The organism is Tenacibaculum todarodis (genome assembly GCF_001889045.1).
In the GTDB taxonomy this organism is placed as follows: domain Bacteria; phylum Bacteroidota; class Bacteroidia; order Flavobacteriales; family Flavobacteriaceae; genus Polaribacter; species Polaribacter todarodis.
This window is the reverse complement of record NZ_CP018155.1, coordinates 2,605,934-2,631,113: the sequence shown is the minus strand read 5'-3', so window position 1 is coordinate 2,631,113 and position 25,180 is coordinate 2,605,934. Positions and strand designations below refer to the sequence as shown.

19 protein-coding genes are annotated in these 25,180 nt (G+C 31.2%); 9 read left to right on the top strand and 10 right to left on the bottom strand.

The features are described 5' to 3' along the window. The 3 genes from porZ to LPB136_RS11985 are packed head-to-tail and all read left to right on the top strand — an operon-like array spanning position 1 to position 5,532. A complete protein-coding gene (gene porZ / locus LPB136_RS11995) occupies positions 1 to 2,328 on the top strand; it encodes a type IX secretion system anionic LPS delivery protein PorZ (RefSeq protein WP_072556989.1) in 2,328 nt (775 codons plus the stop codon). Continuing rightward, complete coding sequence (gene recO / locus LPB136_RS11990) at positions 2,329 to 3,051, top strand: DNA repair protein RecO (RefSeq protein ID WP_072556556.1); 723 nt, start codon at positions 2,329 to 2,331, stop codon at positions 3,049 to 3,051. After that, positions 3,052 to 5,532 (top strand): TonB-dependent receptor plug domain-containing protein, encoded by a 2,481-nt coding sequence (locus LPB136_RS11985; protein WP_072556555.1) that lies wholly within the window; start codon positions 3,052 to 3,054, stop codon positions 5,530 to 5,532. 88 nt (positions 5,533 to 5,620) lie between these two features. On the opposite strand, the gene LPB136_RS11980 is transcribed toward LPB136_RS11985, so the two are convergent. The 8 genes from LPB136_RS11980 to LPB136_RS11945 form a co-directional block, all read right to left on the bottom strand. After that, positions 5,621 to 5,962, bottom strand: a complete 342-nt coding sequence (locus tag LPB136_RS11980; RefSeq protein ID WP_072556554.1) for an SdpI family protein — start codon at positions 5,960 to 5,962, stop codon at positions 5,621 to 5,623. Positions 5,963 to 6,054: 92 nt separating this feature from the next. Further along, positions 6,055 to 6,921 carry an acyl-CoA thioesterase gene (locus LPB136_RS11975; protein ID WP_072556553.1) on the bottom strand — a complete coding sequence of 289 codons (867 nt, stop codon included), beginning with the start codon at positions 6,919 to 6,921 and terminating at the stop codon, positions 6,055 to 6,057. Continuing rightward, entirely contained in the window at positions 6,921 to 8,117 is a 1,197-nt protein-coding gene (locus LPB136_RS11970) for a peptidogalycan biosysnthesis protein (RefSeq protein WP_237267392.1), read from the bottom strand. The genes LPB136_RS11975 and LPB136_RS11970 overlap by 1 nt, the downstream gene beginning before the upstream one ends. A gap of 45 nt (positions 8,118 to 8,162) precedes the next feature. Beyond that, positions 8,163 to 11,585 carry a leucine--tRNA ligase gene (locus LPB136_RS11965; RefSeq protein WP_072556552.1) on the bottom strand — a complete coding sequence of 1,141 codons (3,423 nt, stop codon included), beginning with the start codon at positions 11,583 to 11,585 and terminating at the stop codon, positions 8,163 to 8,165. Positions 11,586 to 11,692: 107 nt separating this feature from the next. Then, positions 11,693 to 12,226: a DUF2911 domain-containing protein gene (locus LPB136_RS11960; RefSeq protein ID WP_072556551.1), complete on the bottom strand. Its 534-nt coding sequence runs from the start codon at positions 12,224 to 12,226 to the stop codon at positions 11,693 to 11,695. Between the two features lie 198 nt (positions 12,227 to 12,424). Further along, positions 12,425 to 14,536 carry a ferrous iron transport protein B gene (gene feoB / locus LPB136_RS11955; RefSeq protein ID WP_072556550.1) on the bottom strand — a complete coding sequence of 704 codons (2,112 nt, stop codon included), beginning with the start codon at positions 14,534 to 14,536 and terminating at the stop codon, positions 12,425 to 12,427. A 2-nt stretch (positions 14,537 to 14,538) separates the two neighbouring features. Continuing rightward, positions 14,539 to 14,766 (bottom strand): FeoA family protein, encoded by a 228-nt coding sequence (locus LPB136_RS11950; RefSeq protein WP_072556549.1) that lies wholly within the window; start codon positions 14,764 to 14,766, stop codon positions 14,539 to 14,541. Between the two features lie 91 nt (positions 14,767 to 14,857). Continuing rightward, positions 14,858 to 16,357, bottom strand: coding sequence for an aminotransferase-like domain-containing protein (locus LPB136_RS11945; protein ID WP_072556548.1), 1,500 nt, complete (start codon positions 16,355 to 16,357; stop codon positions 14,858 to 14,860). Between the two features lie 67 nt (positions 16,358 to 16,424). Between LPB136_RS11945 and LPB136_RS11940 the strand changes: the two genes are divergently transcribed. From LPB136_RS11940 to LPB136_RS11920, 5 genes are all read left to right on the top strand, one after another. Continuing rightward, positions 16,425 to 18,248 carry a TonB-dependent receptor gene (locus LPB136_RS11940; RefSeq protein ID WP_072556547.1) on the top strand — a complete coding sequence of 608 codons (1,824 nt, stop codon included), beginning with the start codon at positions 16,425 to 16,427 and terminating at the stop codon, positions 18,246 to 18,248. 283 nt (positions 18,249 to 18,531) lie between these two features. Continuing rightward, positions 18,532 to 19,104 (top strand): hypothetical protein, encoded by a 573-nt coding sequence (locus tag LPB136_RS11935; protein ID WP_072556546.1) that lies wholly within the window; start codon positions 18,532 to 18,534, stop codon positions 19,102 to 19,104. Between the two features lie 8 nt (positions 19,105 to 19,112). Next, positions 19,113 to 20,537 (top strand): flotillin family protein, encoded by a 1,425-nt coding sequence (locus LPB136_RS11930; RefSeq protein WP_072556545.1) that lies wholly within the window; start codon positions 19,113 to 19,115, stop codon positions 20,535 to 20,537. Between the two features lie 221 nt (positions 20,538 to 20,758). Further along, complete coding sequence (locus LPB136_RS11925; RefSeq protein WP_072556544.1) at positions 20,759 to 21,628, top strand: cupin-like domain-containing protein; 870 nt, start codon at positions 20,759 to 20,761, stop codon at positions 21,626 to 21,628. A 14-nt stretch (positions 21,629 to 21,642) separates the two neighbouring features. Further along, positions 21,643 to 22,344 (top strand): Bax inhibitor-1/YccA family protein, encoded by a 702-nt coding sequence (locus LPB136_RS11920; protein ID WP_072556543.1) that lies wholly within the window; start codon positions 21,643 to 21,645, stop codon positions 22,342 to 22,344. A 73-nt stretch (positions 22,345 to 22,417) separates the two neighbouring features. Here the strand turns inward: LPB136_RS11920 and rseP are convergent, their stop codons facing one another. Further along, complete coding sequence (gene rseP / locus LPB136_RS11915; RefSeq protein ID WP_072556542.1) at positions 22,418 to 23,764, bottom strand: RIP metalloprotease RseP; 1,347 nt, start codon at positions 23,762 to 23,764, stop codon at positions 22,418 to 22,420. A 147-nt stretch (positions 23,765 to 23,911) separates the two neighbouring features. Between rseP and LPB136_RS11910 the strand changes: the two genes are divergently transcribed. Next, positions 23,912 to 24,589: an SCO family protein gene (locus LPB136_RS11910; protein WP_072556541.1), complete on the top strand. Its 678-nt coding sequence runs from the start codon at positions 23,912 to 23,914 to the stop codon at positions 24,587 to 24,589. 43 nt (positions 24,590 to 24,632) lie between these two features. Here the strand turns inward: LPB136_RS11910 and LPB136_RS11905 are convergent, their stop codons facing one another. Further along, positions 24,633 to 25,178 carry a hypothetical protein gene (locus LPB136_RS11905; protein ID WP_072556540.1) on the bottom strand — a complete coding sequence of 182 codons (546 nt, stop codon included), beginning with the start codon at positions 25,176 to 25,178 and terminating at the stop codon, positions 24,633 to 24,635. Positions 25,179 to 25,180 lie beyond the last annotated feature (2 nt).

Below are 25,180 nucleotides of genomic sequence, written 5' to 3'. Positions count from 1 at the left end.
ATGAAGAAATTAGTACTATTTATATTCCTATCTTTTAGCTTTCTAGCCAACTCTCAAACTGATTATAGCGATCGTTGGGAAGATTTTTTTTCTTACAATAATGTAAAGGATTTTATAAAAGTAGACGAAGTAATTTATGCAATGGCAGACAATGCTGTTTTTATTTATAATACGCAAACTCAAGGAACCAATAAACTATCTTCTGTACAAGGATTGTCTGGAGAAACCACTTCAGCAATTCATTATAATAAAACTTTTGACAGACTGGTAATTGGTTATGAAAACGGATTAATAGAAGTTGTAGATGCAGATGGCAGCATTACTGTTTCTGCGGATATTGTTGGTTTTAATCAAACCGGTTCTAAAAGAATTAATGATATTTATGAGCATGAGAATAAACTTTACCTTTCAACTCCTTTTGCTTTAATTGAATATGATATTGACCGCGTAGAATTTGGAGATACTTTTTTTATTGGTCAAAATTCTTCCGAAGTTAATGTAAATCAAACTACGGTTTTAAACAACACTATTTATGCCGCAACAAATACAGGTATCTATTTTGCGGATGTTAATAACCCAAATTTAATTGATTTTAATAATTGGCAACAAATTTCATCAACCAATACTTTTAAAAAAATTACTGTATTTAACAACAACATATACACTACTCTCAACACAAGTTTACAAAGACTAGACGGTAACAATACAATATTAATAAGAGATTTTCTAGAACCAATAAGAGGATTTAAAAGCTCTAACACCCACTTATCTGTATCGTTAACAACGTATATTGTTTTGTATGACATTAACATTAATAGTATTGCACAAATAGATCAAACCACTGATTTTAGCTTTATTTTAAACACAGCTTACACAGAAAATAATGATGTTTATTTAGGTACAACAGAATTTGGTGTTTTAAAAACAACCTTAGGTAGTTTGGCTAATTTTGAAGAAATACATCCTGATGGCCCGCTAAATAATGCTCCTTTTTCAATAGCTGTAAAAGAAGATAATTTATGGGTTGTATATGGCGGTTACGATGTAACATTTACACCAAATAAAGCAGAAAAAGGGTATAGTCACTTCAAAGAAGGTGAATGGATAAACACTCGGTTTAATGCTGATTTTCCTGTTATTGATCTTAATTACATAACTATCAACCCAAATGACACTCAACATGTTTTTATAAGTTCAATGGGATCAACAAGAAATGTTAACTCAGTTTCAACAGGAGGTTTATTGGAAATAAAAAATGATGAAGTAGTAAATTTTTACAATCACAACAATAGTCCAATACAAGATATTTTAGCAACAAACCCTGCTGTAGTTACTATTAGAGTTGTTGGAACTATTTTTGATAGAGAAGGAAATCTATGGATTACAAATATTCTTGTAGATGAAAAGTTGAAAAAATTAACTCCTTCTGGACAATGGAAAGGAGTAAATATAAACGACATACTAACCAATGGAGCTCCAGGTTTAGGAGAAATTGTAATTGATAAATCAAATTCTATTTGGGTAGCTACAAGAAGAAATGGAGCACTTATTTATAATGAAAACGGTGATAGAAAAAGAGCTCTAATTACAGAACCCACAAAAGGAAGTTTGCCCAACGCAAACGTTAGAACAATTGCGGTTGATGCAAGCAATAGAATTTGGATTGGGACTCTTACAGGCTTAGCACTTTTTAATAACGCAGCTGGTTTATTTGATGCTGACATTTATGATGCAGAACCTGTTATTATTTTAGATGATGGTATCCCCAAAAAATTATTAGGAGAAGAAACTATAAACAGTATTGTTGTAGACGGCGGAGATAACAAATGGTTTGGAACAGAAAATGCTGGTGCTTTATATACAAATCCAAATGGGCAAACAACATTAGCTAATTTTAACTCCAGTAACTCACCACTACCTTCTAACAAAATATTAAAAATTGCTGTAGATGATAGTACCGGAAAAGTATATTTTGCAACAGATAAAGGTATAGTTGTTTACAATAGTAATGTTTCTCCTTTTGGTGATGAATTAGGTGAAGTTTACGCCTATCCAAATCCTGCATTAAATAATCATAGTACCGTAACAATTGATGGTAGAAACGGAACTCATTTACCTAAAGGAACTAATGTTAAAATTTTAGACGTTGCTGGTAATTTAGTTTACGAAACTAATGTTGTAGAAGGTCAAGAACTACAGGGAGGAAAAGTAGTTTGGAACAAACGAAATTTAGCCGGAAATAAAGTCGCATCTGGTGTTTATATAGTTTTACTTTCTAATGATGATGCTTCAGAAACTACCACAACAAAAATTGCAATTGTTAATTAAATGGCTGTAATTTCAACCAAAGCAATTGTTATTAGTGCTCTAAAATATTCCGATTCTAGTCTTATCGTAAAATGTTTTACAGAACAAGAAGGCTTAAAATCTTATTTAATTAGAGGTGTTTTAAAATTTAAAAAAGGAAATTTAAAACCTGCATATTTTCAACCACTTACCCAATTAAAAATAGAAGCTACACACAAACAAAAATCTACTTTACACACCTTAAAAGACGCTACTGTTTTACATCAATACAATACAATTTATCAAGATATTGTAAAGCAATCTATCGTTTTATTTCTGTCTGAAGTTTTATCTAGTTGCATTCAAGAAGAAGAAAAAAATATTCGTTTTTTTTCTTATTTAGAAAATGCAATTTTGTGGTTAGACACACATGAAACAGTTTCTAATTTTCACTTATTATTTTTATTGAATTTATCACACTTTTTAGGGTTCTACCCAGATGTATCTAATAAGCATAAAGATGGCTTTAATTTACTTGAAGGAAATTTTACGGATGCAACTCACGAAAAACTAACTATTTCTGGAGACAAATTAGCACTCTTTAAAAAGCTTTTAGGCATAAATTTTGATGCTATAGAAAACGTGTCTTTTAGTAAACAAGAAAGGCAAGTAATTCTACAAGTGATAATTCAATATTTTGAACTACATTTGGACGGTTTTAGAACACCAAAATCTTTAGCAATTTTAGAAACAGTTTTTAGTTAAATGAGAGCCTTATTTATTACTTTTTTCACACTCTTTTCTTTTATAGGATTTTCGCAAAAAGCGAAGATTTTAGACCAAGAAACAGGTAAAATCATTAAAAATGTGTCAGTTTTTAACAAAAATAAGACAAAATCGTCAATTTCTGACGATAATGGTTTTATTGATATTTCATCATTTAACAAAAATGAAATTATCTTTTTTTCACATATTTCTTATGCTGAATTAAAACAAAAAAAAACAACGATAAAAGCTAACAACTACATAGTTTATCTTAATAAAGAATCTGAACAATTAAATGAAATTGTTTTATCTGTATTTAAAAACAAAGAAAAAGCCAACAGAATTGCAGAGCAAATTGCTGTAATTTCACTTAAAGACATCCAAAAAGAATCTCCACAAACATCGGCAGATTTATTGGCTTCAGTTCCTGGAATTAAAGTTCAAAAATCTCAATTTGGAGGAGGAAGTCCAGTGCTGAGAGGTATGGAAAGTAATCGTGTTTTATTGGTTGTAGACGGTGTTAGAATGAATAATGCAATTTATAGAAAAGGGCATTTACAAAGCGCCATAACTGTGAGTCCAAATTTATTAAAAAGAACCGAAGTTATTTTTGGGCCTTCTTCTGTAATTTATGGATCAGATGCTTTAGGTGGCGTAATTCATTATTATACTAAAACTCCTAAACTATCTGATGAAACTGAAATATCAAGTCAATTATTCTCTAGATATTCAACTGTAAATCAAGAAACAACAACCAATGTTACAGCTGAATTAAGTTTTGATAATTGGGCAAGTTTAACAAGTATTTCTTATAGTGATTTTGGCGATTTACAAATGGGAGAAAATAGATCTCATGGTTTTGATAACTGGGGAAAAGTACATTTTTATTCAGAAAATATAAATGGAAATTATGCTGAAAACCCAACAGAAAATAAAGATGTAAATCTACAAAGAAACACTGGCTATTCTCAAACAGATGTGTTGCAGAAGTTCTTTGTTCCATTGTCTAAAAAGACAGATTTAAACATCAACTTACAATATTCTACTTCATCAAATATTCCTCGTTTTGATAGACTTACCGAGTTAAAAGACGAAACCGATAATTCTTCATTAAAATTTGCAGAATGGTATTACGGACCGCAACAAAGGTTGCTAATTTCTCCTCAGTTGATCATAAATCCTGAGAAGAACTGGTTAGACAAAGGAACTATTACTTTTGCTTATCAAAACTTAAAAGAAAGTAGAATTCAACGAAAATTTGGAAGTTTAGATAGATCTTACAGAGAAGAAACTGTAAATGTGTTTAGTGTAAATGGAGATTTTACTGTTCCGCTTGCGAAAAGTAGAAATTTAGGATACGGTTTTGAATTTGCATACAATGATGTTGCTTCAAATTCCTACGGAAAAATCTTAAACATTTCTAACGAAAATATTAATGGTTTTTCAGATGACTTCAAAGTACAATCTCGTTATCCAGATGGCGGAAGCAGTTACTTTAGTGCTGCTGCTTATGTAGATTATAGACAAGATTTAAGTAAAACTTCAACTTTAAACACTGGTTTACGTTTTACAAACACACAACTAAATGCAAAGTGGATTGATGAAACTTTTATCACTTTACCTAAAAATGAAGTAGAAACAAACAATTCCGCAGTAACAGCAACTATTGGTTACGTGTATAAACCGAATAAGAATTGGCAACTAAATAGTGTAATTTCTTCTGGATTTCGATCTCCTAATATTGATGATGTAGGCAGAATTAGAGAAAAAAGCGGCAATGTTACCATACCAAATATTGATGTTAAACCAGAGTTTGCTTATAATGCAGAAATTGGTGTTCAAAAATATTTTAACGACAGAAGGTTCCGTTTTGGTGCAAATATGTATTATACATTATTAGACAATTATATTCAAAGAGATTTTGTGTACAACACCAACGGAACAATAAAACAGGTAGAATTTGATGGCGAGTTTGGAAATGCAGTTAATAACCAGAATAAAGGAACTGCTTACATAACCGGAATTACTGCAAGCTATGAAGGAAGAATAACCAACAACTTTAAAACATCTGGTTTTATTACATACACTAAAGGAAGAACTTATGACACAGAAGAACCTATGTCATCAATTCCACCTTTATTTGGTCAATTTGATGTAAGTTACAAAAGAGATAAATTATCTTTAGGAGCTAGAATTAGATTTAATAGCAAAAAAGATATTACTGATTTTAATATTACGGAAGGAATTGACAATCACGATTTAACCCCAATTGTAGATGCAAATGCTACAGAAGACACAGACAAATATTACGGCTCACCAAGTTGGTTTACTTTAGGTTTAAACGGAAGTTATACTATGAGTGAAAACTTTTCTGTTATGGCACGTTTAGATAATATTTTAGATCAACATTATCGTGAATTTGCTTCAGGTGTTTCTGCTCCAGGACGAAATTTATCGTTAAGTTTATTAATTAATTTTTAGGGTATTCCCTTCGGGCCGCGCTATCCGTTTTATCTTTTCTTCATTCTTCAGAAAAGGATGCCACTTCTATCGCTAATACACAACTCCGCTACTTTCGTTTCCCTTCATCATCGAAGTTCTTATTTAGTGCTTGTTCTGTTTTAATAACAGAAACCGCTAAAGACAATATCATTAACGCCATTGGTTGCCAAGAAATTAATGGTTTTAAATACACTAAAAGCAAAGCGAATACAAAAGAAATAGCAGAAAACTTTACAAACTGTTTTGTAAAAAAAGAATTAGCAAATTCCCAAATATCTTCATTTAATATTGCCTTTTGAGTTCGATATCCATACAATGCATTTATTTTTTTTGGTGGAAAAAAATAAAAAATAATACTTAATAAAAATAGTAATCCGTTTATAGATAAAACGTAAACAAATGGGCTCATAATAACTTTGTCATTCCTGCGCAAGCAGGAATCTTTTTAATGTTAGTTCTTATTTATGTTGAGATTCCTAAACACGTTAGAAATTACAATTCTTATCTTTTTGGTCGTATTAAACCTTCTTGTGCTACAGAAGCAATTAGTTTTCCATCGCGAGAGAAAATATTTCCTCTAGAGAAACCTCTTGCACCAAAAGTATTTGGAGCTTCCGCAGTAAACAACATCCAATCATCAAAGTCAAAATCTCTGTAAAACCACATAGAATGATCTAAACTCGCCATTTGTGTATTACCATAATGCGCTTTACTTCCATGAGGTTTTAATACTGCGTTTAGTATTGGATAATCAGATATATAAGCTAATAATTGATGCTTTAAAGGTAAAGAAATATCTGAAGGAATAGTTCCTTTCAACTTAAACCAAACATTTTCTTCTGCTGGTAAATCTTTTTGTTCAAACGGGTTTAAAATTTGCGTCGGTTTAAACGCTACAGGTCTATCAATACTTAAATATGAAAGCATTGGTTTTGGTAAAATATCTTCGTATTTATCTACCATTTCTGTCCAACTTAATAAATCTTCTGGTTGTGCTATATCTGTAATTATTTCTTTCTGATAATCATGACCATCTTCTACAATTTGAAATGATGCTGCCATAATAAAAATAGCTTTATCATCTTGTAAAGCAGTTACTCTTCTTGTAGAAAAACTACGTCCATCTCTTAAGTTTTCTACTTCAAAAAGAATAGGTTTTAGCAAATTTCCAGCACGTAAAAAATAAGAATGTAATGAATGTACAAACCTATGTTCCTCTACAGTTCTATAAGCCGCATTTAAAGCTTGCGCTGCAACTTGACCTCCAAAAACATTTGGGCTTCCAATAGTTTTACTAATACCTTTGAAAGTGTTTTCAGAAAGTTGTTCTAAATCTAGAATGGCTATTAAATCGTTTATATTTTTCATTATGAAAGGGTAACTTTTTCCGTTTTAAATGGATGTTTTTGATGAAATGGTGTTGGCTCAATTCGTTTTAAAAAGATGCTTAACAATCTATTGGGAATTGAGTTTTTATGTCGTAAATAAATAGTTAAATCTTGCGGAAATGCACCAACCGAACTTTTTATATCGCTTGCAGTTCTTCCGAAGTTTATAGTCGATAATTTATTGTCTAACGCAATCTGTATATAATCATACAACATACGTTGATAAATGGCGTATTCTCTATTTTTTGAATAGTCAATTCCAACAAAATGAGCATCTAATGCATTCTGATTTATCATTCCTGATAAAAAACCAACTAATTTATTGTCTATTGAATAGGCTCTTAAAATATATGTATCGCCTAAATTCTCTTTTAAGGATTTATAGGTTTCCAGGTTAAAATCGCCTAAATTAAAACCTGCATTTGCCGAAACTGTCTTATAAAGTTCCGTCATTTTTGGCAATAAATCTGCTATATTTTTGGTTGTAACCTCTTCAATTTTAATGTCTGCACTTACTTTCAGTGCTTTTTTAGCTTTAACACGAAACTTGGTTTTCATGGCTGCTAAATAATCATCAAAAGAGCTCCAGTTTTCATCTAATTCTAAAACCATATTCGGCTCTACATTAAAAGAAGAATAATTATAATCGTGTAATTCATCTGTAATAAAAAGCGATTCTTTAATAAAATCTTTCAGCATAAATGCGTTAATTTCCTTATTCAAACCTGCATTAGAACTCACAAAATGCAAAATGGCTTTTGCCAATTCTTTTACAATCTTCTTTTTATCTTGATTTTCTTTTATAAAAATTCCGTGTTCGCCACTTACAAACGTATTACCGCAAGTCAATAATTTAAACGGTTTTTTATCTGGAATTAATCCTAATTTTCGACCAATATTTTTAATTCGTCTTACAGCCAATTCCAAATCGTTACGAACGCTGTCTAAGAAAAAATCTACAACCTGTAACGTAGCAAAAGCTGTTGGTAATTTATTTTCATCAACCAAAACTATGTAAGCAAACGTAATTTGCGGATTATTTTCTGCTAAAGCCGAAAGGTATTTCTTACTAAAATAAACCTCTTTTGTACAACCTAATTGTTCCCAAATAGTATCAGATATTTCTTCTATTGAAGAAAAATATAGTGATGTATTTGTATGGTTACAACAGATCAAATTTTATTAATTTAGTTAAAAAATATATTCGTTTATAATTACAGTTTACCCAACAATATTGATGATTTTTCCTGGAACTACAATTACTTTTTTAGGTGTTCTACCATCTAACTGCGCAATTGTTTTCTCGTGAGCCATTACTGTTTTTTCAATTTCATCTTTAGATAAATCTAACGGAAGTTCTAACGTAAAACGCATTTTTCCGTTGAATGAAATTGGATACACTTTAGCACTTTCTACCAAATTTTTCGCATCAAAAACAGGGAAATCTGCTGTAGAAATGCTTTCTTTATTTCCTAACAAACTCCATAATTCTTCTGCTATATGTGGTGCATAAGGCGAAACTAATACAGCTAACGGTTCTAAAATTGCACGTTTATTACATTTTAAAGCTGTTAATTCGTTTACAGCAATCATAAAAGTAGAAACTGAAGTGTTAAAAGAGAAATTCTCTATATCTTCTTCTACTTTTTTAATGGTTTTATGTAATGTTTTTAACTCGTCTTTTGTTGGCTCAGCATCTGTAACCTCAAATGTTTCTCCGTTAAGATATAGTTTCCATAATTTCTTTAAGAAAGAAGAAACTCCAGAAATACCTGAGGTTTTCCAAGGTTTTGCTTGTTCTAAAGGTCCTAAAAACATTTCGAACAATCTTAATGAATCTGCTCCATATTCTGCAACAATATCATCTGGATTTACAACATTGTATTTAGATTTAGACATTTTTTCGACTTCGCGAGAAACTTTTATCTCACCATTATTAGTAAGGAATAAAGCATCTTTAAAATCTTCATATTTATTATCAATTTTAAAATTTTCTATATCAAGATTATCTGAAGAATTAACATAAGTAACATCAACTCTATGAGATTGTATTCTAAACTCACATTTATCAAAAATCTCTTCATCAATTTTTAAAGACTCAACTAATAAGTCTAAACCTTTAACTTTTTTACAAATATCTTCAAAACTTTCAACCAAGATATACGCTTGGTCATCATTTTCAATATTAAAATCACTTGAAAGAACTATTCTTGGTAAATTTTTAAACTTTTCAAGTTCTTCAATTTTCCTCTTTTTCAAGTCGTTGTAACCACCTCTACCTCCAAAACTTGAATTTATCTCGAAAGTATTTACAAAAGCACTCGTACCCAAAATCATTCCTTGGTTAATTAGTTTTTTTGCAAACTCATCAACAGGTACAATTCCTTTATCAAACAAGAATTTTTGCCAAAAACGTGCGTATAATAAGTGTCCTGTTGCGTGTTCTGAACCACCAATATATAAATCGATATTTTCCCAATACTCTAAATTTTCTTTAGACGCAATTTCGTTTTCGTTGTTAGGATCCATATAACGATTAAAGTAATATGAGCTTCCTGCCCAACCTGGCATTGTGTTTAACTCTAACGGATACACCGTCTTGTTTTTTAACTTATCGTTAGAAACAACTTTTTTATTACGAGAATCCCAAGCCCATTCTGTTGCATTTCCTAAAGGTGGTTTTCCATCTTCGGTAGGTAAGTATTTTTCTACTTCTGGTAACACAATTGGCAAGTGTTCTGCGTCAATCATTTGTGGCATTCCGTCTTTGTAATATACAGGAAAAGGTTCTCCCCAATAACGTTGTCTGCTAAAAACAGCATCACGCAAACGGTAATTTATTTTTCCGTAACCAAAGCCACGTTTTTCCATTTCATAAATGGCTAATTTTAATGCTTTCTTATATTTTAATCCGCTTAAAAAATCTGAATTTGCTATAACAGTTCCGTCTTTATCTGCATGCGCAGCTTCAGAAATATCTACATTCTCAAAAATATTTGGAATCGGAATTCCAAAGTGTTTTGCGAAATCATAATCTCGTTGATCTCCACAAGGAACTGCCATAACTGCTCCTGTTCCGTAACTTGCTAACACGTAATCTCCAATCCAAATCTGAACCTTTTCACCAGAAAAAGGATGAATTGCATACGCACCAGTAAACGCACCAGAAATGGTTTTTACATCTGCCATTCTATCACGTTCAGAACGTTTTGCTGTTGCGGTAACATACGCTTCAACTTCTGCTTTTTGAGCGTCTGTTGTAATTTTAGAAACCAACTCGTGTTCTGGAGCTAACGTCATAAAACTTACTCCGTAAATTGTGTCTGGACGCGTTGTAAAAACGTCAATTTTGTATGATTCTTCTTCAGAATTAGAAGTAACAGCTGTTTTATTATCAGCGTTATCAATTACTTTAGGAAATTGAATTGCAAAATTAATTTCAGAAACTACTTTTACAACATTTTGTAAAACCTCTTCATTTGTAAAACGAATAACGTTAAATCCTTCTTTATGGAAGAATGCTGTTCTTGCTGCTTCATCTTCTTTACCAGAAAATTCAACAATTAAGTTTTTTGCTAAACACACATAATCCACCAAAAATGTACCAATTGTATATTTTTTTCTAAATTTTGATGCGCCTTTTTTATTTTTAATTTCATTCCAAAGCGTAGTTTCAGCCTTCGATAAATTTTGTCTTAATTCTTTTAATGCTTCAAGTTCTTTGTAAGATAATTTTACTTCAGAAATAGATTTTGGAGTGTTGCCTTCAACTTGAAACGTAACCATTGCTCCTTGCGAGCGCCCAATCCAATTGGTTTGAGAATCTTTTAACGGTTGTGGCCAATCTATAGTTTCTAAACCGTCTAATAAACGTTGTGCGTATGCAGAAATTCGCATAGACCATTGTGTCATTTTCTTACGAACAACAGGATGACCTCCACGTTCTGAAACTCCGTTTACAATTTCGTCATTTGCTAAAACGGTTCCTAAAGCAGGACACCAGTTTACTTCTGTGTCTGATAAAAATGTTAAACGGTATTGTAATAAAATTTCTTCTTGTTCGGTTTTTGAAAAAGCTTTCCATTCTTCCGCAGAAAAAATAGTAATATCTTCATCTGAAACAGCATTTACTTTTGCGTTACCTTCTTTTTTGAAGATTTTTTCTAAAGTAGCAACATCTTCTGCCTTATCAGTATCTTTATTGTACCAAGAATTGAACAATTGGATAAAAATCCACTGAGTCCATTTATAATATTCTGGATTTGATGTTCTTACTTCTCTACTCCAATCAAAAGAAAAACCAATTTTATCTAACTGTTTTCTATACGTTGCAATGTTTGCTTCGGTAGTTTTTGCTGGATGTTGCCCAGTTTGAATTGCATATTGTTCTGCTGGCAAACCAAAAGAATCATATCCTTGCGGGTGCAATACATTAAAACCTTTATGACGTTTGTAACGCGCATAAATATCACTTGCAATATAACCTAACGGATGCCCAACATGTAAACCTGCTCCGGATGGATAAGGAAACATATCTAACACATAATATTTAGGCTTCTCACTTTCATTACTGGCTTTAAATGTTTGGTTTTTTGCCCAAAATTCTTGCCATTTCTTTTCTATCTCTTGGTGATTGTATTGCATTTGATTCTTTTATTAAAGTGTGCAAATTTACGCTTATTGTTTGGAAGAGTAAAACAAAAAAAACCGCAAACAATGTTTGCGGTTATATGATAACTTTTATGAAATTTTTATTCTGTAATTGTTACAGAGACTAATGTTTTTCCAAAAACTAGATACATTGTCATATCATCTCCAAAACCAATAGTAAATGCTTCATAGTTTTTATCAGATTTACCAACTAACCCTTTTACTCTTACAACATCTTCTTCTTGCCTATAAGAATAAGAACCCCAAACATTCTTTGCTGTACTTAATATTACAGTCCATTCTCCTTCACCTGGAATTGTAAATAATGTATACGTACCTGCTTTTACCTCTTTGTCTCCAAAGGTTACATCTTTATAAAAAGTAATTTCTGCTGCTTCGTTTGCTCCTGTTCTCCAAACTTTACCTTTTGGCGCTAATTTGTCTAAAGTTCTCCCTTTTAATTGTGGTCTACTATAAGTAACTCGAACTATTTTATCGGAATCTCTCCAACTGTAAGGAAATCTTGCTACATCCATTGGGCTTTTATCTAACGGATCAAAAACTTGAGCAGAGACTTCTATTGAACTAATTAAAGCGATTGCAAATATTGCAATTGTAAATATTGATTTTTTCATTTTATATTGATTTTAATTATTTCCGATTAGTTCTACTAAAATAAGTTTCCTTACAAGAAATTGTATTAATGCTTTGTTAAAATTACTAACAGCCACAATCTGTACTGCAACCTTTTTTATCTTTTGGTTTAAAAAAGAACTTTTTTACCAAAAAAGCAATTGCCAAAATTACGGTTATGTACATTAAAATTTCTTGCATTAACTAAGAATTTGATAGGTTATAAAGGCAGTTACGTATGCTAAAAAGGTCATTCCAAATAACTGAATTAAAGGCCATTTCCAGCTTTTAGTTTCTCGTTTTACAATGGCTAAAGTTGCCATACATTGCATTGCAAATGCGTAAAAAACTAACAATGACATTCCTGTTGCAAAATTGAATCGTTTTTCTCCAGTAGTTGGATTTATTTCAGAAGCCATTTTTTGCTTAATGGTTGTTGTATTTTCATCATCTGATTCTACACTATAAATTGTTGCTAAAGTTCCTACAAAAACTTCACGCGCAGCGAAAGACGTTATTAATGCAATTCCTATTTTCCAATCGTAACCTAAAGGTTTTACAACAGGTTCAATAGTTTTTCCAGCAATACCAATGTATGAGTTTTCTAATTTCGCTGAAGCTACTTTTTGCGACAATTCTTTTTCAGAAAGTTGCTGATTGTCTACATTTTCTATTACATTTTTTTCAGCATTCTCATATGCTGTTGGTCCGCTTGAAGCTAAAAACCACAACACAATTGAAATTGCTAAAATTATTTTTCCAGCTCCAAAAACAAATGCTTTTGTTTTTTCCCAAACATCAAAAAATACATTTTTAAGAGATGGTTTTTTATAATCTGGCATTTCAATTACAAAAAACGAAGTGTTTTTTATCTTTAAGGTCTTATGTAAAATATAGGCAGAAATTATTGCCGTAGCAAAACCTAAAGCATACAAAAGCAATAAGGTTAATCCTTGTAAATTTAAGAATCCTAATATTTTTTTATCCGGAATTATAAGTGCAATTAATATTGCATAAACCGGTAAACGTGCAGAACAGGTTGTAAACGGTGTTACTAAAATGGTAATTAATCTTTCTTTCCAATTCGCTATGGTTCTTGTTGCCATAACTGCAGGAATTGCGCATGCTGTACCAGAAATTAACGGAATTACACTCTTACCGCTCATTCCGAATTTACGCATAATTTTATCCATTAGAAACACTACACGACTCATGTAACCGGTTTCCTCAAGGATTGCAATAAACATAAATAAAATTGCTATCTGCGGAATAAAAATAACAACTCCACCAATTCCAGGAATTATTCCATCCGTTAATAAATCTGTAAAAACTCCAGGCGCTAAAGAATCTTTTAAACCTTGACTTATACCGGCAAATATGCCATCAATAAAATCCATTGGAACAGAAGCCCAATCAAATATTGATTGAAATATCAACAATAAAATTCCGAAGAAAATTACGTACCCAAATATTTTATGTGTAAATATTTTATCTAATTTACTTCTTAAATCTGTAGCTTTAGTTTTATCAACTATATAGGTTTTTTTTAGAATTTTATTGATTTCTTGATAACGATAAATCGTTTCTTTATGTTGATACCTTTTCAATTTAGAAACGTCTTTATTAAACGCTAATAATTGTTGTTTTTGATCTTCAGAAATTGAATTTGGAAAGTTTTTCTGCGTTACCATCAACCATAATTCGTACAAGGAATGTTCTGAACTTATTTCTTTTAATTTATCAAAATAGGCTGGATCAATTTTATGATTTACTGCACACATTGGTTGTGCTTTTGCAGAAACATGACTCTTTATAATTGCTGATTTTACTGCGTCAATTCCCTCGTTTTTTCTTGCACTTATTAAAACAATTTCTGAATTTAACTCCTCTTTTAAAGCCGTTAAATCTATTGAAATTCCTTTTTTATGCATTTGATCTACCATATTGATAGCCAAAACAGTTGGAATTTCTAAATCTTTTATTTGTGAAAAAAGCAGTAAATTTCTCTTTAAATTCTCTACATCTGCAACTACTAAAATTACATCTGGAGATTCTTTAATATCCTTTTTTAACAAGGTTTTTAAAACAATACTTTCGTCTAAGGAAGTAGGATTTATACTATACGTTCCAGGTAAATCCGTAATAATAGCGGTTTGTTTTTCCGATAATTTACAAATACCTTCTTTTTTATCTACGGTAACTCCAGGATAGTTTCCTACCTTTTGTGTTAAACCAGTTAATTGATTAAAAAGTGAGGTTTTTCCAGTATTCGGATTCCCAATTAAAGCAACTTTTATAGCGTTTTTAGACATTATTAATTTGCTTTTAAAATTTCGATTTGTTGTGCAGTTTCTTTTCTAATGGCCAAATGACTTCCGTTTACACAAATGTACATTGGGTCTTTTAAAGGTGCAATTTGAATGAGTTCCACTTCTGCTCCAGGAATACAGCCCATTTCTAATAATTTAAGCGGAATATTTTCTAAAGTGTCTTCAGAAATGTAACCAACTTCGCCGATGTGTAAAGATGCAATAGTGTTCAAAAATCTATTTTTAGGAGCACAAAGATACTAAATTAGAATGATTCTAAACAAGATGTTTTGCTATTAATTTTGATACAATTTTTAATTACTTTTATGTTGCTGAAATCTGGTTAAAAGCACTTTTTAGTTTTCTAATTACAACAACCATTTCTTTTGTATCTAAATGCCCAAAACCTAAACGAATTGCACAAGTGTTTTTATCTTGATACAAAATTGTTTTTGGTAAAAATAAATCGTTTTTTTCTGCTACTGAAGCAAGTTTAACTAAAGAAACCTGCTGCTGAAATTCTAACCAAATTGCCAATCCTCCAGAAGGAATTTTCCATTTTGCAATCTTATAAAAATGCTGATTTAAAAGCTCGCACAAACAATCGCGTCTTTGTTTATAAACAACACTATTTTTTTTCATTAAACGAAGAATTTCACCCTCATTAATCAATTCAGACAACATTTGCTGCTGAATTAAATCGCCTTGTTCATCTAGTAATTGTAGATAATTTTGTGCTTCAGAAATTAAATTTTCAGGAGCAACCATAAATCCTGTTTGAAAACTTGGAAATAAAGATTGCCCAAGTTTTCCTAAATAAATAACCATTCCATTAGCATCTGAACTTGCCATTGGCAACATTGCAGAACCTTCGTACTGAAAATCATAATCATAATCATCTTCAATAATTGCAAAACCATATTCTTTTGCCAATTGCAACAATGCCAAACGACGTTCTGTACTTAAGGTTACCGTTGTTGGATAATCTCTATGAGCACAAATATAAATGCAACGAATACTTTTTTTTATAAAGTGTTTTCTAATATAATCTACATCTAAACCACCTGCGTCTAACGGAATTGTTTTAATACTTGCGCCCGCTTCCTGAAAAATCATGTTTGCAGCATAATTACTTAAGTTTCCAACCAAAACAACATCATTTTGTTTAATTAATAACTGAGAAACTATGTACAAACTCATTTCTGTACTTCGTGTACTTATTAGGTTTTTAGGTTTTATATGAAAACCTCTCGTAGCGTTTAAATAGTTAGATAATTGTGTTTGAAATAAGGAATAAGAAGATTCGTTAGGTCTGTTCCATTTTTTTATCAAGGTTTTTCGCTTCATTGCTGCACTGTACCATCTTGAAAATTCATGAACAGGATGCAAACGTAAATCTGGTTTTCCTTCATTAATAGAATATTTAGCTTTTGTTTCCTGAACTGTTGAAGCTAAATGAAATGATTTTTGAAAAGGGAATCCAGTTGATTCCGCATAGGAATAAGCCTGATTTATTTTTTGAGAAGTGGCTTTTATTTTTGCTGTTTTTAATTCTGGTTCTAAAACAAAAGTACCTTTGTTGGGTATAATTTCTACCCAACCTTGAGAAGCCAATTCATCATAAATAGCAACCGCAGTATTTCTATGAACTTTTAATAATTGCCCCAATGCGCGAGTTCCTGGAAGTTTTGCGCCTTTGGTTAAATATCCTCGTTGAATTGCATTTATAACTTGCTGAGAAACTTGCATATAAACAGGTTGCTCAATCGATTTATCGAAAGAGATTAATTGTTGAAAAAGCGCACCAACCGGACTATCTATCATTTTAAAACGGGACTAGTTTAATCGTCCGGAAAGTTACGATTTTTGCAACATAATAAAATCACTAAACATGAAAATTAAAATTACGGTAATAATTACCTTATTGCTTGTTGCTTTTCAAGTAAAAGCACAAGACAACACCATAAAAAAAGATACTTTAAAAGAAGTTATTATTACTTCTTCTAGAATTGATTTACCTTTTAAAGAAAACTCAAGAACTATCGATGTTATTTCTTCAAAAGATATAAAGAATAGTGCGGCTACAAATGTTGCAGATCTGTTACAACAGGTTGCAGGTGTAGATATTAGAAGAAGAGGAACTGCTGGAAGCCAAGCAGATTTATATATTAGAGGTGGAGGTTTTGACCAAACATTACTTTTAATTGATGGTATAAAAATGGATGACGCACAAACAGGTCATCATACATTAAATGCTGCTTTGCCAATTGAAGTTATTGAAAGAATAGAAATTATTAAAGGTCCTGCTGCAAGAGTTTTTGGGCAAAATGCATTTACTGGAGCTATTAATATTGTTACTAAAAAGAAATTATCAGACACAGTTTCAGCAAATATTGAAGCAGGTTCTTTTGGACAATTGAATGGTTCAATAACTGTTGGTAAAGAGTTTGAAAATTCATCAATTATCGCACATGTTGGTGCGTTAACTTCAGATGGTTATCGTACAAATTCTGATTATAACAACTACAATTACTTATTAAAAGGAGTTTTCAACAAAAAAAAACAACCTATAGAAGTATTAGCTACTTTTTTCGACAAAAAGTTTGGTGCAGAAAACTTTTATACAACCAATCCAGATTGGCATGAATACGAAGAAACACAAAACAGTTTAATAGGAGTTTCTACAACTTTTAAAACTGAAAAATTTAAGATTACGCCAAGAGTTTACTGGAGAAGAGGTCAAGATATCTTTTTATTGAAAAGAGATGATCCAAGTTTTTTCAGAAATCAACATATTACCAATAAAATTGGTGTGGAAACAAATGCTTCCTATACTTCTAAATTAGGTATAACTGGTTTTGGTATAGATATTTCTAGCGTATCTATAAGCAGTAATAATTTAGGTGAAAGAAGCAGAACTATGGCAAATTTGTTTTTAGAACACCGTTTTAAATTAATGAATGATAAATTAGACATAACTCCAGGAGTTGCAGTTACTTATTTTTCTGATTTTAAATTTCACGCCTTTCCAGGATTAGATATAGGTTATAAATTATCAGAGAATTTAAAAGCCTACGGAAACTTAGGTGTTACGTATAGAATACCTACTTATACAGATTTATATTACAATGCTCCTAATACAACTGGAAACGAAAATTTAGAGCCAGAAGAAGCTTTTGCTCAAGAAATAGGATTGAAATATAACTCTAATAATTTCTCAACTTCTGTTGCTATTTTTAATAGAAACGCTACCAATCTTATTGATTTTATTCGTCCAGACACATCAACTTCAAATTACACGGCAACTAACATTGCAAAAGTGAATACCAAAGGTTTTGAATTTAATGCAGACTATAATTTTAAAATAAAAGACTATAATCAGACTTTATCATTTGGATATAATTTTTTAGATGATGATATTTTAGATCAGAATAAAGATTTATCTCGTTATTCTTTAAACACATTAAAACATCATTTTATTACTCGTTTTACCAGTAAATTATTTAAAAATGTAAGACAAAATATTATCTATAAACATGCAGAAAGAACTGTTGGAACAAGCTACAACGTTTGGGATGCTTCTATAATAGTTGATATTAAGAAACTTAGTTTTACAGTTACAGCTAATAATATTTTTGATGCAGAATATATAGAATCTGGTTTTGTACCAATGCCACCAAGCAACGTTTTATTTGGTTTGCGTTATGGTTTCTAGAGAATAAAAAACCTCAATTTTTAAAAAAGCCTTGATATATTCTTATCAAGGTTTTTTGTTTTTTAAAGATTTTCTGTAACAAAATGTCCTTTTTAGCTACTAATAATTGAAACTCAACCACACTTTAATATTATTGGCTTCTTTTTAAGCCGAAAATCAACAATAAAAAGCGCTTTTTAAAAGGTTGATTAAATTAAAAATGAGTTTCTCTTTATATTGATAGAATAACGTGTTCTATTCAGTCAAAAATTTTTATATTTATTCACTTTAAAAACTAATTGTTATGATGGAATGGTTTCAAGAACTAACGTCTTTTCAAAAGACGTATTGGATAATTACAGGAATTTCTACACTTATCTTTTTATTTGTTTTAATCAGCACTTTTATTGGTGCAGATACAGATGATATTGGCGATGTAGATGCAGAAATGGATGCAGATACAGGTGCTGGTTTTCAGTTTTTTACCTTTAAAAACGTTGTTGCCTTTTTTGCCATTTTTGGTTGGAGCGGAATTGCAAGTATAGATGCAGGAAACTCTAAATCGGTTACTATTTTTATATCGATAACATGCGGTTTAGCAATGATGTTTGTAATGGCTGCAATGTTTTATTACATCAGTAAATTAACATCTAGCGGAACCTTAAAGATGAAAAATGCTTTAAACTCAATTGGAGAAGTCTATTTAACTGTTGGTGCAAACCGCTCTAAAACAGGGAAAATTCAGATTAAAATTCAAGGTGCGTTAAGAGAATTAGAAGCTTTAACAGACCATAATGAAGATTTAAAACAAGGAAAAATTATTAAAGTAATTGAAGTAACAAATAACGGAACATTAATTATTGAACCACAAAACTAAAAAAAACTATGCTAAATTTTATTGTATTACAAAGTAGTCCTTTTGCAGGATTAGTCGGAATAGGAATTGCTATTCTATTCATTTTTATATTAATTGTTGCCATGATTAAGCGCTACAAAAGATGTCCTTCAGACAGAATTTTAGTAGTGTACGGAAAAGTTGGTGGCGGAGAATCTGCTAAATGTATTCATGGTGGAGCCGCGTTTATTTTCCCCGTAATTCAAGATTATCAATTTTTAGATTTAACACCAATTTCTATTGAAGTAAATTTAGTGAACGCACTTTCTAAGCAAAATATTCGTGTAAATGTGCCAAGTAGATTTACAATTGGTGTTTCTACAGAACCAGGAATTATGCAAAATGCTGCAGAGCGTTTATTAGGTTTAGATCAAGATAGCATTCAAGATTTGGCACAAGAAATTATTTTTGGTCAATTACGTTTGGTAGTAGCTTCAATGGATATTGAAGAAATTAATAACGATAGAGACAAGTTTTTAACCAATATTTCTCAATCTGTAGAAACAGAATTAAAGAAAGTAGGTTTAAAATTAATCAACGTAAATATTACCGATATTGTTGATGAATCTGGTTATATCGAAGCTTTAGGAAAAGAAGCAGCAGCACATGCAATTAACGCGGCAAGAAAATCGGTTGCAGAAAAAACTAGAGATGGTTCTATTGGTGAGGCTAATGCGGTACAAGATGAAAGAAGCCAGGTTGCAGCAGCAAATGCACAAGCTGTAGAAGGAGAAAACACTGCAAAAATTGCCGTAGCAAATTCAGATTCTTTAAGAAGACAACGTGAAGCTGAAGCAGAACGTGTTGCAATTGCATCTGAAAAAGTACAAACAGCAAAAGCATTACAAGAATCGTATGCAGCTGAGCAAGAAGCAGAAACTGCAAGAGCCGATAGAGAACGTTCTTCTCAGTTAGCAGATATTATTGTTCCTGCAGAAATTGACAAAAGAAAAGTTGAAATTGATGCAGAAGCAAAAGCAGAAAATATTAGACGTATTGCAAAAGGTGAAGCCGATGCAATCTTATTTAAAGCACAAGCAGAAGCACAAGGTTTGTATGAAGTTTTAACAAAACAAGCAGCTGGTTTAGATCAAATTGTAAAAGCAGCAGGAAACGATTCTCAAAATGCAGCCTTATTATTAATTGCTGATAAATTGCCAGAATTGGTTAAAACACAAGCAGAAGCTATTAAAAACATTAAGATTGATAAAGTTACTGTTTGGGAAAATGGTGGAGGAAAAGATGGAAAAACATCTACTTCTAACTTTATTTCTGGAATGTATAAAGCGGTTCCGCCATTGCAAGAAATGTTTAATATGGCTGGAATGGAATTACCAAGTTACTTGAAAGGAAAGGAAATTCCGTCTGAAATTGTTGAAGATATTAAAGAAGACAATTCAGAAGAAAGTAAATAATATTTGTTTTAAAAATCCGCTTTTATAGCGGATTTTTTATGCTATTCAATTAAGCACAAACCTTCACAAACAAGTTTAGCCCTGATTGAACGGCGTGTTTGAGCTCTTTTTTGGTTGTTGAGCGTAGTCGAAACACCAAAAAAAGCGAGTAGTGAAAGCAGGAAACTGCTTCTAAAAAAATGTCAGTTCATTTTCTTAACTTTGTACTTTAAAATTGAAAAATGGGATTAGATCTTACCAAAATAGATCGCGTAAAAACGATCACCAAAGAAGACTTTATCAAAAACTATTTTAAACCACAAAAACCTGTGGTTATAGAGAACTTTGTTAATGATTGGCCAGCACATTCGAAATGGTCTTTAGAGTACATGAAAGAGGTTGCAGGCGATAAAACCGTGCCTTTGTATGATGATAGGCCTGTAGATTTTAAAGATGGTTTTAACGAACCACACGCAACCATGAAAATGGGTGAATATGTAGATTTATTGAAACGTGAGCCTACTAAATTCAGAATTTTTCTTTGGAATGTCTTAAAAGAAGTACCAATTTTACAGAAAGACTTTACGTTTCCAGACTTTGGTTTACGCTTACTAAAAGGATTACCAATGTTATTTTTTGGCGGAACGGATTCGTACACTTTTATGCACTACGATATTGATTTAGCTAATATTTTTCACTTTCATTTTGAAGGAAAAAAAGAAGTAATTCTGTTTGACCAAAAACAAAATAAGTACTTATATAAAATTCCACATTCTTTAATTGTAAGAGAAGATATTGATTTTTCTAATCCAGATTTTGACAAATGGCCTGCACTTAAAAAAGCAAAAGGACATATTACACATCTTGAACATGGAAATGTATTGTACATGCCAGAAGGTTATTGGCATTACATGCGTTATATAACTCCAGGTTTTTCTATGAGTTTGCGTGCTTTAGCAAGAAACCCTAGTAGGTTTGGAAAAGCGATGTACAATATTTTTATTATGCGTAATTATGATAATTTAATGCGTAGAATTAAAGGTCAAAAATGGATTGATTGGAAAAACGAACAAGCTATTATTAGAACCAATAAAGAAAATAAAATTGCTTAACATTAAATAAAACTATGGAAAACACATTAAACAACAACGTTCTTTTAGCTGAAGGAACCGATGTACAAAGAGTTGCTTTTTACAAGAAAACCTACGCACATGTTGCTGGTGGCGTTTTGTTATTTATACTTTTTGAATATTTACTATTACAAAGTACTACAATAGTAAACTTTATGCTTTCAATGACGCAAGGCTATAAATGGTTGTTATTATTAGGTGGATTTATGTTAATTACCAATTATGCAGAAAGTACTGCTTTAAAAACTACCGATAAAAACTTACAATATTTAGCTTATGCAGGTTACATTTTTGCTGAAGCGTTTATTTTTGTTCCGTTAATTTATATTGCAATTTCGTTTACAGGAAATTTCGATTTAATTCAACAAGCAGGTATTGTTACACTTACTTTATTTGCAGGTTTATCTGCTGTTGTTATACTAACTAAAAAAGACTTTTCGTTTTTAAGATCAGCATTAACAATAGGATTTTTTATTGCAATAGGATTAATTATTGCGGGAACTTTATTCGGATTTAACTTAGGTTTATGGTTTTCTGTAGGAATGTGTTTATTAGCCGGAGGTTCTATTTTATATCAAACATCTAACTTGGTTCACAAATTTGGAACAGAAGATTATATTCCTGCTGCTTTAGGCTTATTTGCTTCTTTAATGCTATTATTTTGGTATGTGTTGCAGATATTTATGTCTAGAGATTAAGAGCAAAAAATGATATCATAAAAAAAGAGCAACCAAAACTGATTGCTCTTTTTTTATGCTTTAAATTCAAATGTTATTTAAACAATCTAAATATATCGTTACCATTCGCAAATATTAACAACGCTAGTAAAAGCACAAAACCAACTACTTGAGCGTGTTCTAAAAATTTATCACTTGGTTTCTTACCTGTAATCATTTCCCAAAGGGTAAACAATACATGACCTCCATCTAAAGCAGGAATTGGTAATAGGTTCATAAAACCTAACATTATTGATAAGAATGCTGTAATGTTCCAAAACGTTTCCCAGCTAAATTCTGAAGGAAAAATACTTCCAATAGAAATAAAACCACCTAAACCTTTGTATGCTCCAGTACTTGGATTAAATATCTTTTTAAGTTGTTTTACATAACTTGTTAAAGTATCCCAAGATTTATTTAAACCTGCAGGAACAGCTTCTGTAAATGAATAATCAATTCTTTCTAAATCGTAGTATCCTAGTTTTTCTAAATCATTATAAGATGCTCCACCAAAAACAACACCTATATTTCCGTAATTAGAAACTTTTACAGGAATTTCTTTAGTTTCCTCACCTCTCTTAACAGTTAAGGAAATAGCTTGTCCTTTTAATTTCTCAAACTCTACTTTCGCTTGGTCATAATACTTTATCGGAGCTCCATTAATAGCAACCACCATATCTTTTGGCTGTAAACCAGAAGAAGCATTTAAAGAATCTTGTTGCACGCCACTAATTAAAAACGGATAACGTGTATTTATAAAATTTCCTGCGTTTTTACCTCTATCAACTAATTTTGAAATAAAATCAATCGGAATTTCTTTTTCAAGAACTTCACCATTTCTTTCAATTGTATAGTTGTTACCGTTGATAAACTCTATTGGTAATTGATTAAATTTCTTAATTTTTTCACCATCAACAGTTAAAATTTTATCTCCAGTTTGCAAACCTAAATCCGTTGCTAATTGGTTTTCTACCCAAACACCATCTTTTACATTTTCGTTTGGTAAAAAACGTTCTCCATAAGCCCACATTAAACAGATGTAAATTAGTATTCCTAATACAAAATTCACGATAACACCACCTAACATAATTATTAAACGCTGCCAAGCTGGTTTAGATCTAAATTCCCAAGGTTGTGGCGGTAAAGCCATTTGTTCGGTATCCATACTTTCATCAATCATTCCAGAGATTTTAACATAACCTCCTAACGGAATCCAACCAATACCATACACTGTTTCTCCTACTTTCTTTTTGAAAAGTGAAAATTTATAATCAAAGAATAAGTAGAATTTTTCTACTCTTGTTTTAAACAATTTTGCAGGGATAAAATGCCCCAATTCGTGCAATACAATCAATAAAGAAAGGCTTAAAATAAACTGTGATGCTTTTATTAAAATTTCCATCTACGTAATCAATCTAAAATTTATAATCCCGCAAATGTACGCTTTTAGAAACAGTTGTAAAAGTATTGTTTTTACTGACAAAACTCTTTTAACAAAGAATTTAGAAAATCTGTTTTAAAGATGTGTTTTTAGCCGTATTTTTGTACTATGGAAACAAAATTTTTCAAAAAATCTAAATACACTTTATTGTTTTTGTTGGTCTTTTCAGCAATTACAATTCCAATTTTTTATCATTTAGTAAAAGTTGATAAAAAACTACCAGTTTACAGTCCAGCTGATATAAATCCGAAACTAGTTGATGCTTCTATCAGAAATCAAAAGAAAAATCATAAAGTTGCCGATTTCTCATTGATAAATCAAAATGGAAAAACAATTACAAACAAAGATTTTGACGGCAAAATTTATGTAGCAGATTTCTTTTTTACGCGTTGCCAAACCATTTGTATTGCAATGGCGTATAATATGAGTGAATTACAAGAACATTACAAAAACGATGATGATATTATGTTCTTATCGCACTCGGTAACACCAACAATAGATAGTGTTTCGGTATTAAGAGATTATGCTGATAAAAAAGGTGTAATTGATAAAAAATGGCACGTTACTACAGGAAGTAAAAAACATATTTATAAGTTAGCTCGTAAAAGTTATTTTGCTGTTTTAGATGAAGGCAACGGAGATGAAAACGATTTTGTACACACAGAAAACTTTGTTTTAATAGACAAAGAGCGTCGTATTCGTGGAATGTATGATGGCACTGAAAAAGAAAATATGCAAAAAATTATTGATGATATTTCTTTATTAAAGCAAGAATATAGTAAATAAAAAAAGCGACCAATTGGTCGCTTTTTTATTTTATAAGAATGGTTTATTTACCAAATAAACGCTGAAAGAAATTCTTAGTTTTTTTAACTACTTCTTCTGCTACCTCTTCTGCATCTTCAGCAAAGTCTGCAATATGTTCACTTGCTTCTCCAGCAAACTCACTTGCTTTTTCACCTAAATCTCCTAACGCTTCTTTTGCATCACCTGCTAATTCAGTTGCTTTACCTTTAATATTTTCAACACTTTCACTAGATAAAACTTCAGTAATTTTTTCTTTAGCTTCTCCTGCTAACTCAGTTGCTTTGTCGGCTGCTCCAGAAAGAGCTTCTTTTGCATCATCTGTAAATTCACCTGCTTTTGCTTTTACGTTATCTATTGTTTCTTCAGAAATAACCTCGCTTAATTTTTCTTTTGCTGTATTTAAAGCCTCTTTTGCTTCCTCAGTTACATTGCCTGCAATTTCTTTAGCCTTATCAGAAGCTTCAGATACTATTTCTTTTACATTTTCTGCTGCATCGCTTGCCATATCTTTAGCATTTTCTACACCTTCTTTAAGATTTTCTTTTACATTTTTATTTTCTTCAGACATTT

Bases quoted from the DNA above. Each gene is read 5' to 3' on its own strand.
- porZ (WP_072556989.1), top strand. From the start codon at position 1: ATGAAGAAATTAGTACTATTTATATTCCTATCTTTTAGCTTTCTAGCC.
- recO (WP_072556556.1), top strand. From the start codon at position 2,329: ATGGCTGTAATTTCAACCAAAGCAATTGTTATTAGTGCTCTAAAATAT.
- LPB136_RS11985 (WP_072556555.1), top strand. From the start codon at position 3,052: ATGAGAGCCTTATTTATTACTTTTTTCACACTCTTTTCTTTTATAGGA.
- LPB136_RS11980 (WP_072556554.1), bottom strand. From the start codon at position 5,962: ATGAGCCCATTTGTTTACGTTTTATCTATAAACGGATTACTATTTTTA.
- LPB136_RS11975 (WP_072556553.1), bottom strand. From the start codon at position 6,921: ATGAAAAATATAAACGATTTAATAGCCATTCTAGATTTAGAACAACTT.
- LPB136_RS11965 (WP_072556552.1), bottom strand. From the start codon at position 11,585: ATGCAATACAATCACCAAGAGATAGAAAAGAAATGGCAAGAATTTTGG.
- LPB136_RS11960 (WP_072556551.1), bottom strand. From the start codon at position 12,226: ATGAAAAAATCAATATTTACAATTGCAATATTTGCAATCGCTTTAATT.
- feoB (WP_072556550.1), bottom strand. From the start codon at position 14,536: ATGTCTAAAAACGCTATAAAAGTTGCTTTAATTGGGAATCCGAATACT.
- LPB136_RS11945 (WP_072556548.1), bottom strand. From the start codon at position 16,357: ATGATAGATAGTCCGGTTGGTGCGCTTTTTCAACAATTAATCTCTTTC.
- LPB136_RS11940 (WP_072556547.1), top strand. From the start codon at position 16,425: ATGAAAATTAAAATTACGGTAATAATTACCTTATTGCTTGTTGCTTTT.
- LPB136_RS11935 (WP_072556546.1), top strand. From the start codon at position 18,532: ATGATGGAATGGTTTCAAGAACTAACGTCTTTTCAAAAGACGTATTGG.
- LPB136_RS11930 (WP_072556545.1), top strand. From the start codon at position 19,113: ATGCTAAATTTTATTGTATTACAAAGTAGTCCTTTTGCAGGATTAGTC.
- LPB136_RS11925 (WP_072556544.1), top strand. From the start codon at position 20,759: ATGGGATTAGATCTTACCAAAATAGATCGCGTAAAAACGATCACCAAA.
- LPB136_RS11920 (WP_072556543.1), top strand. From the start codon at position 21,643: ATGGAAAACACATTAAACAACAACGTTCTTTTAGCTGAAGGAACCGAT.
- rseP (WP_072556542.1), bottom strand. From the start codon at position 23,764: ATGGAAATTTTAATAAAAGCATCACAGTTTATTTTAAGCCTTTCTTTA.
- LPB136_RS11910 (WP_072556541.1), top strand. From the start codon at position 23,912: ATGGAAACAAAATTTTTCAAAAAATCTAAATACACTTTATTGTTTTTG.
- LPB136_RS11905 (WP_072556540.1), bottom strand. From the start codon at position 25,178: ATGTCTGAAGAAAATAAAAATGTAAAAGAAAATCTTAAAGAAGGTGTA.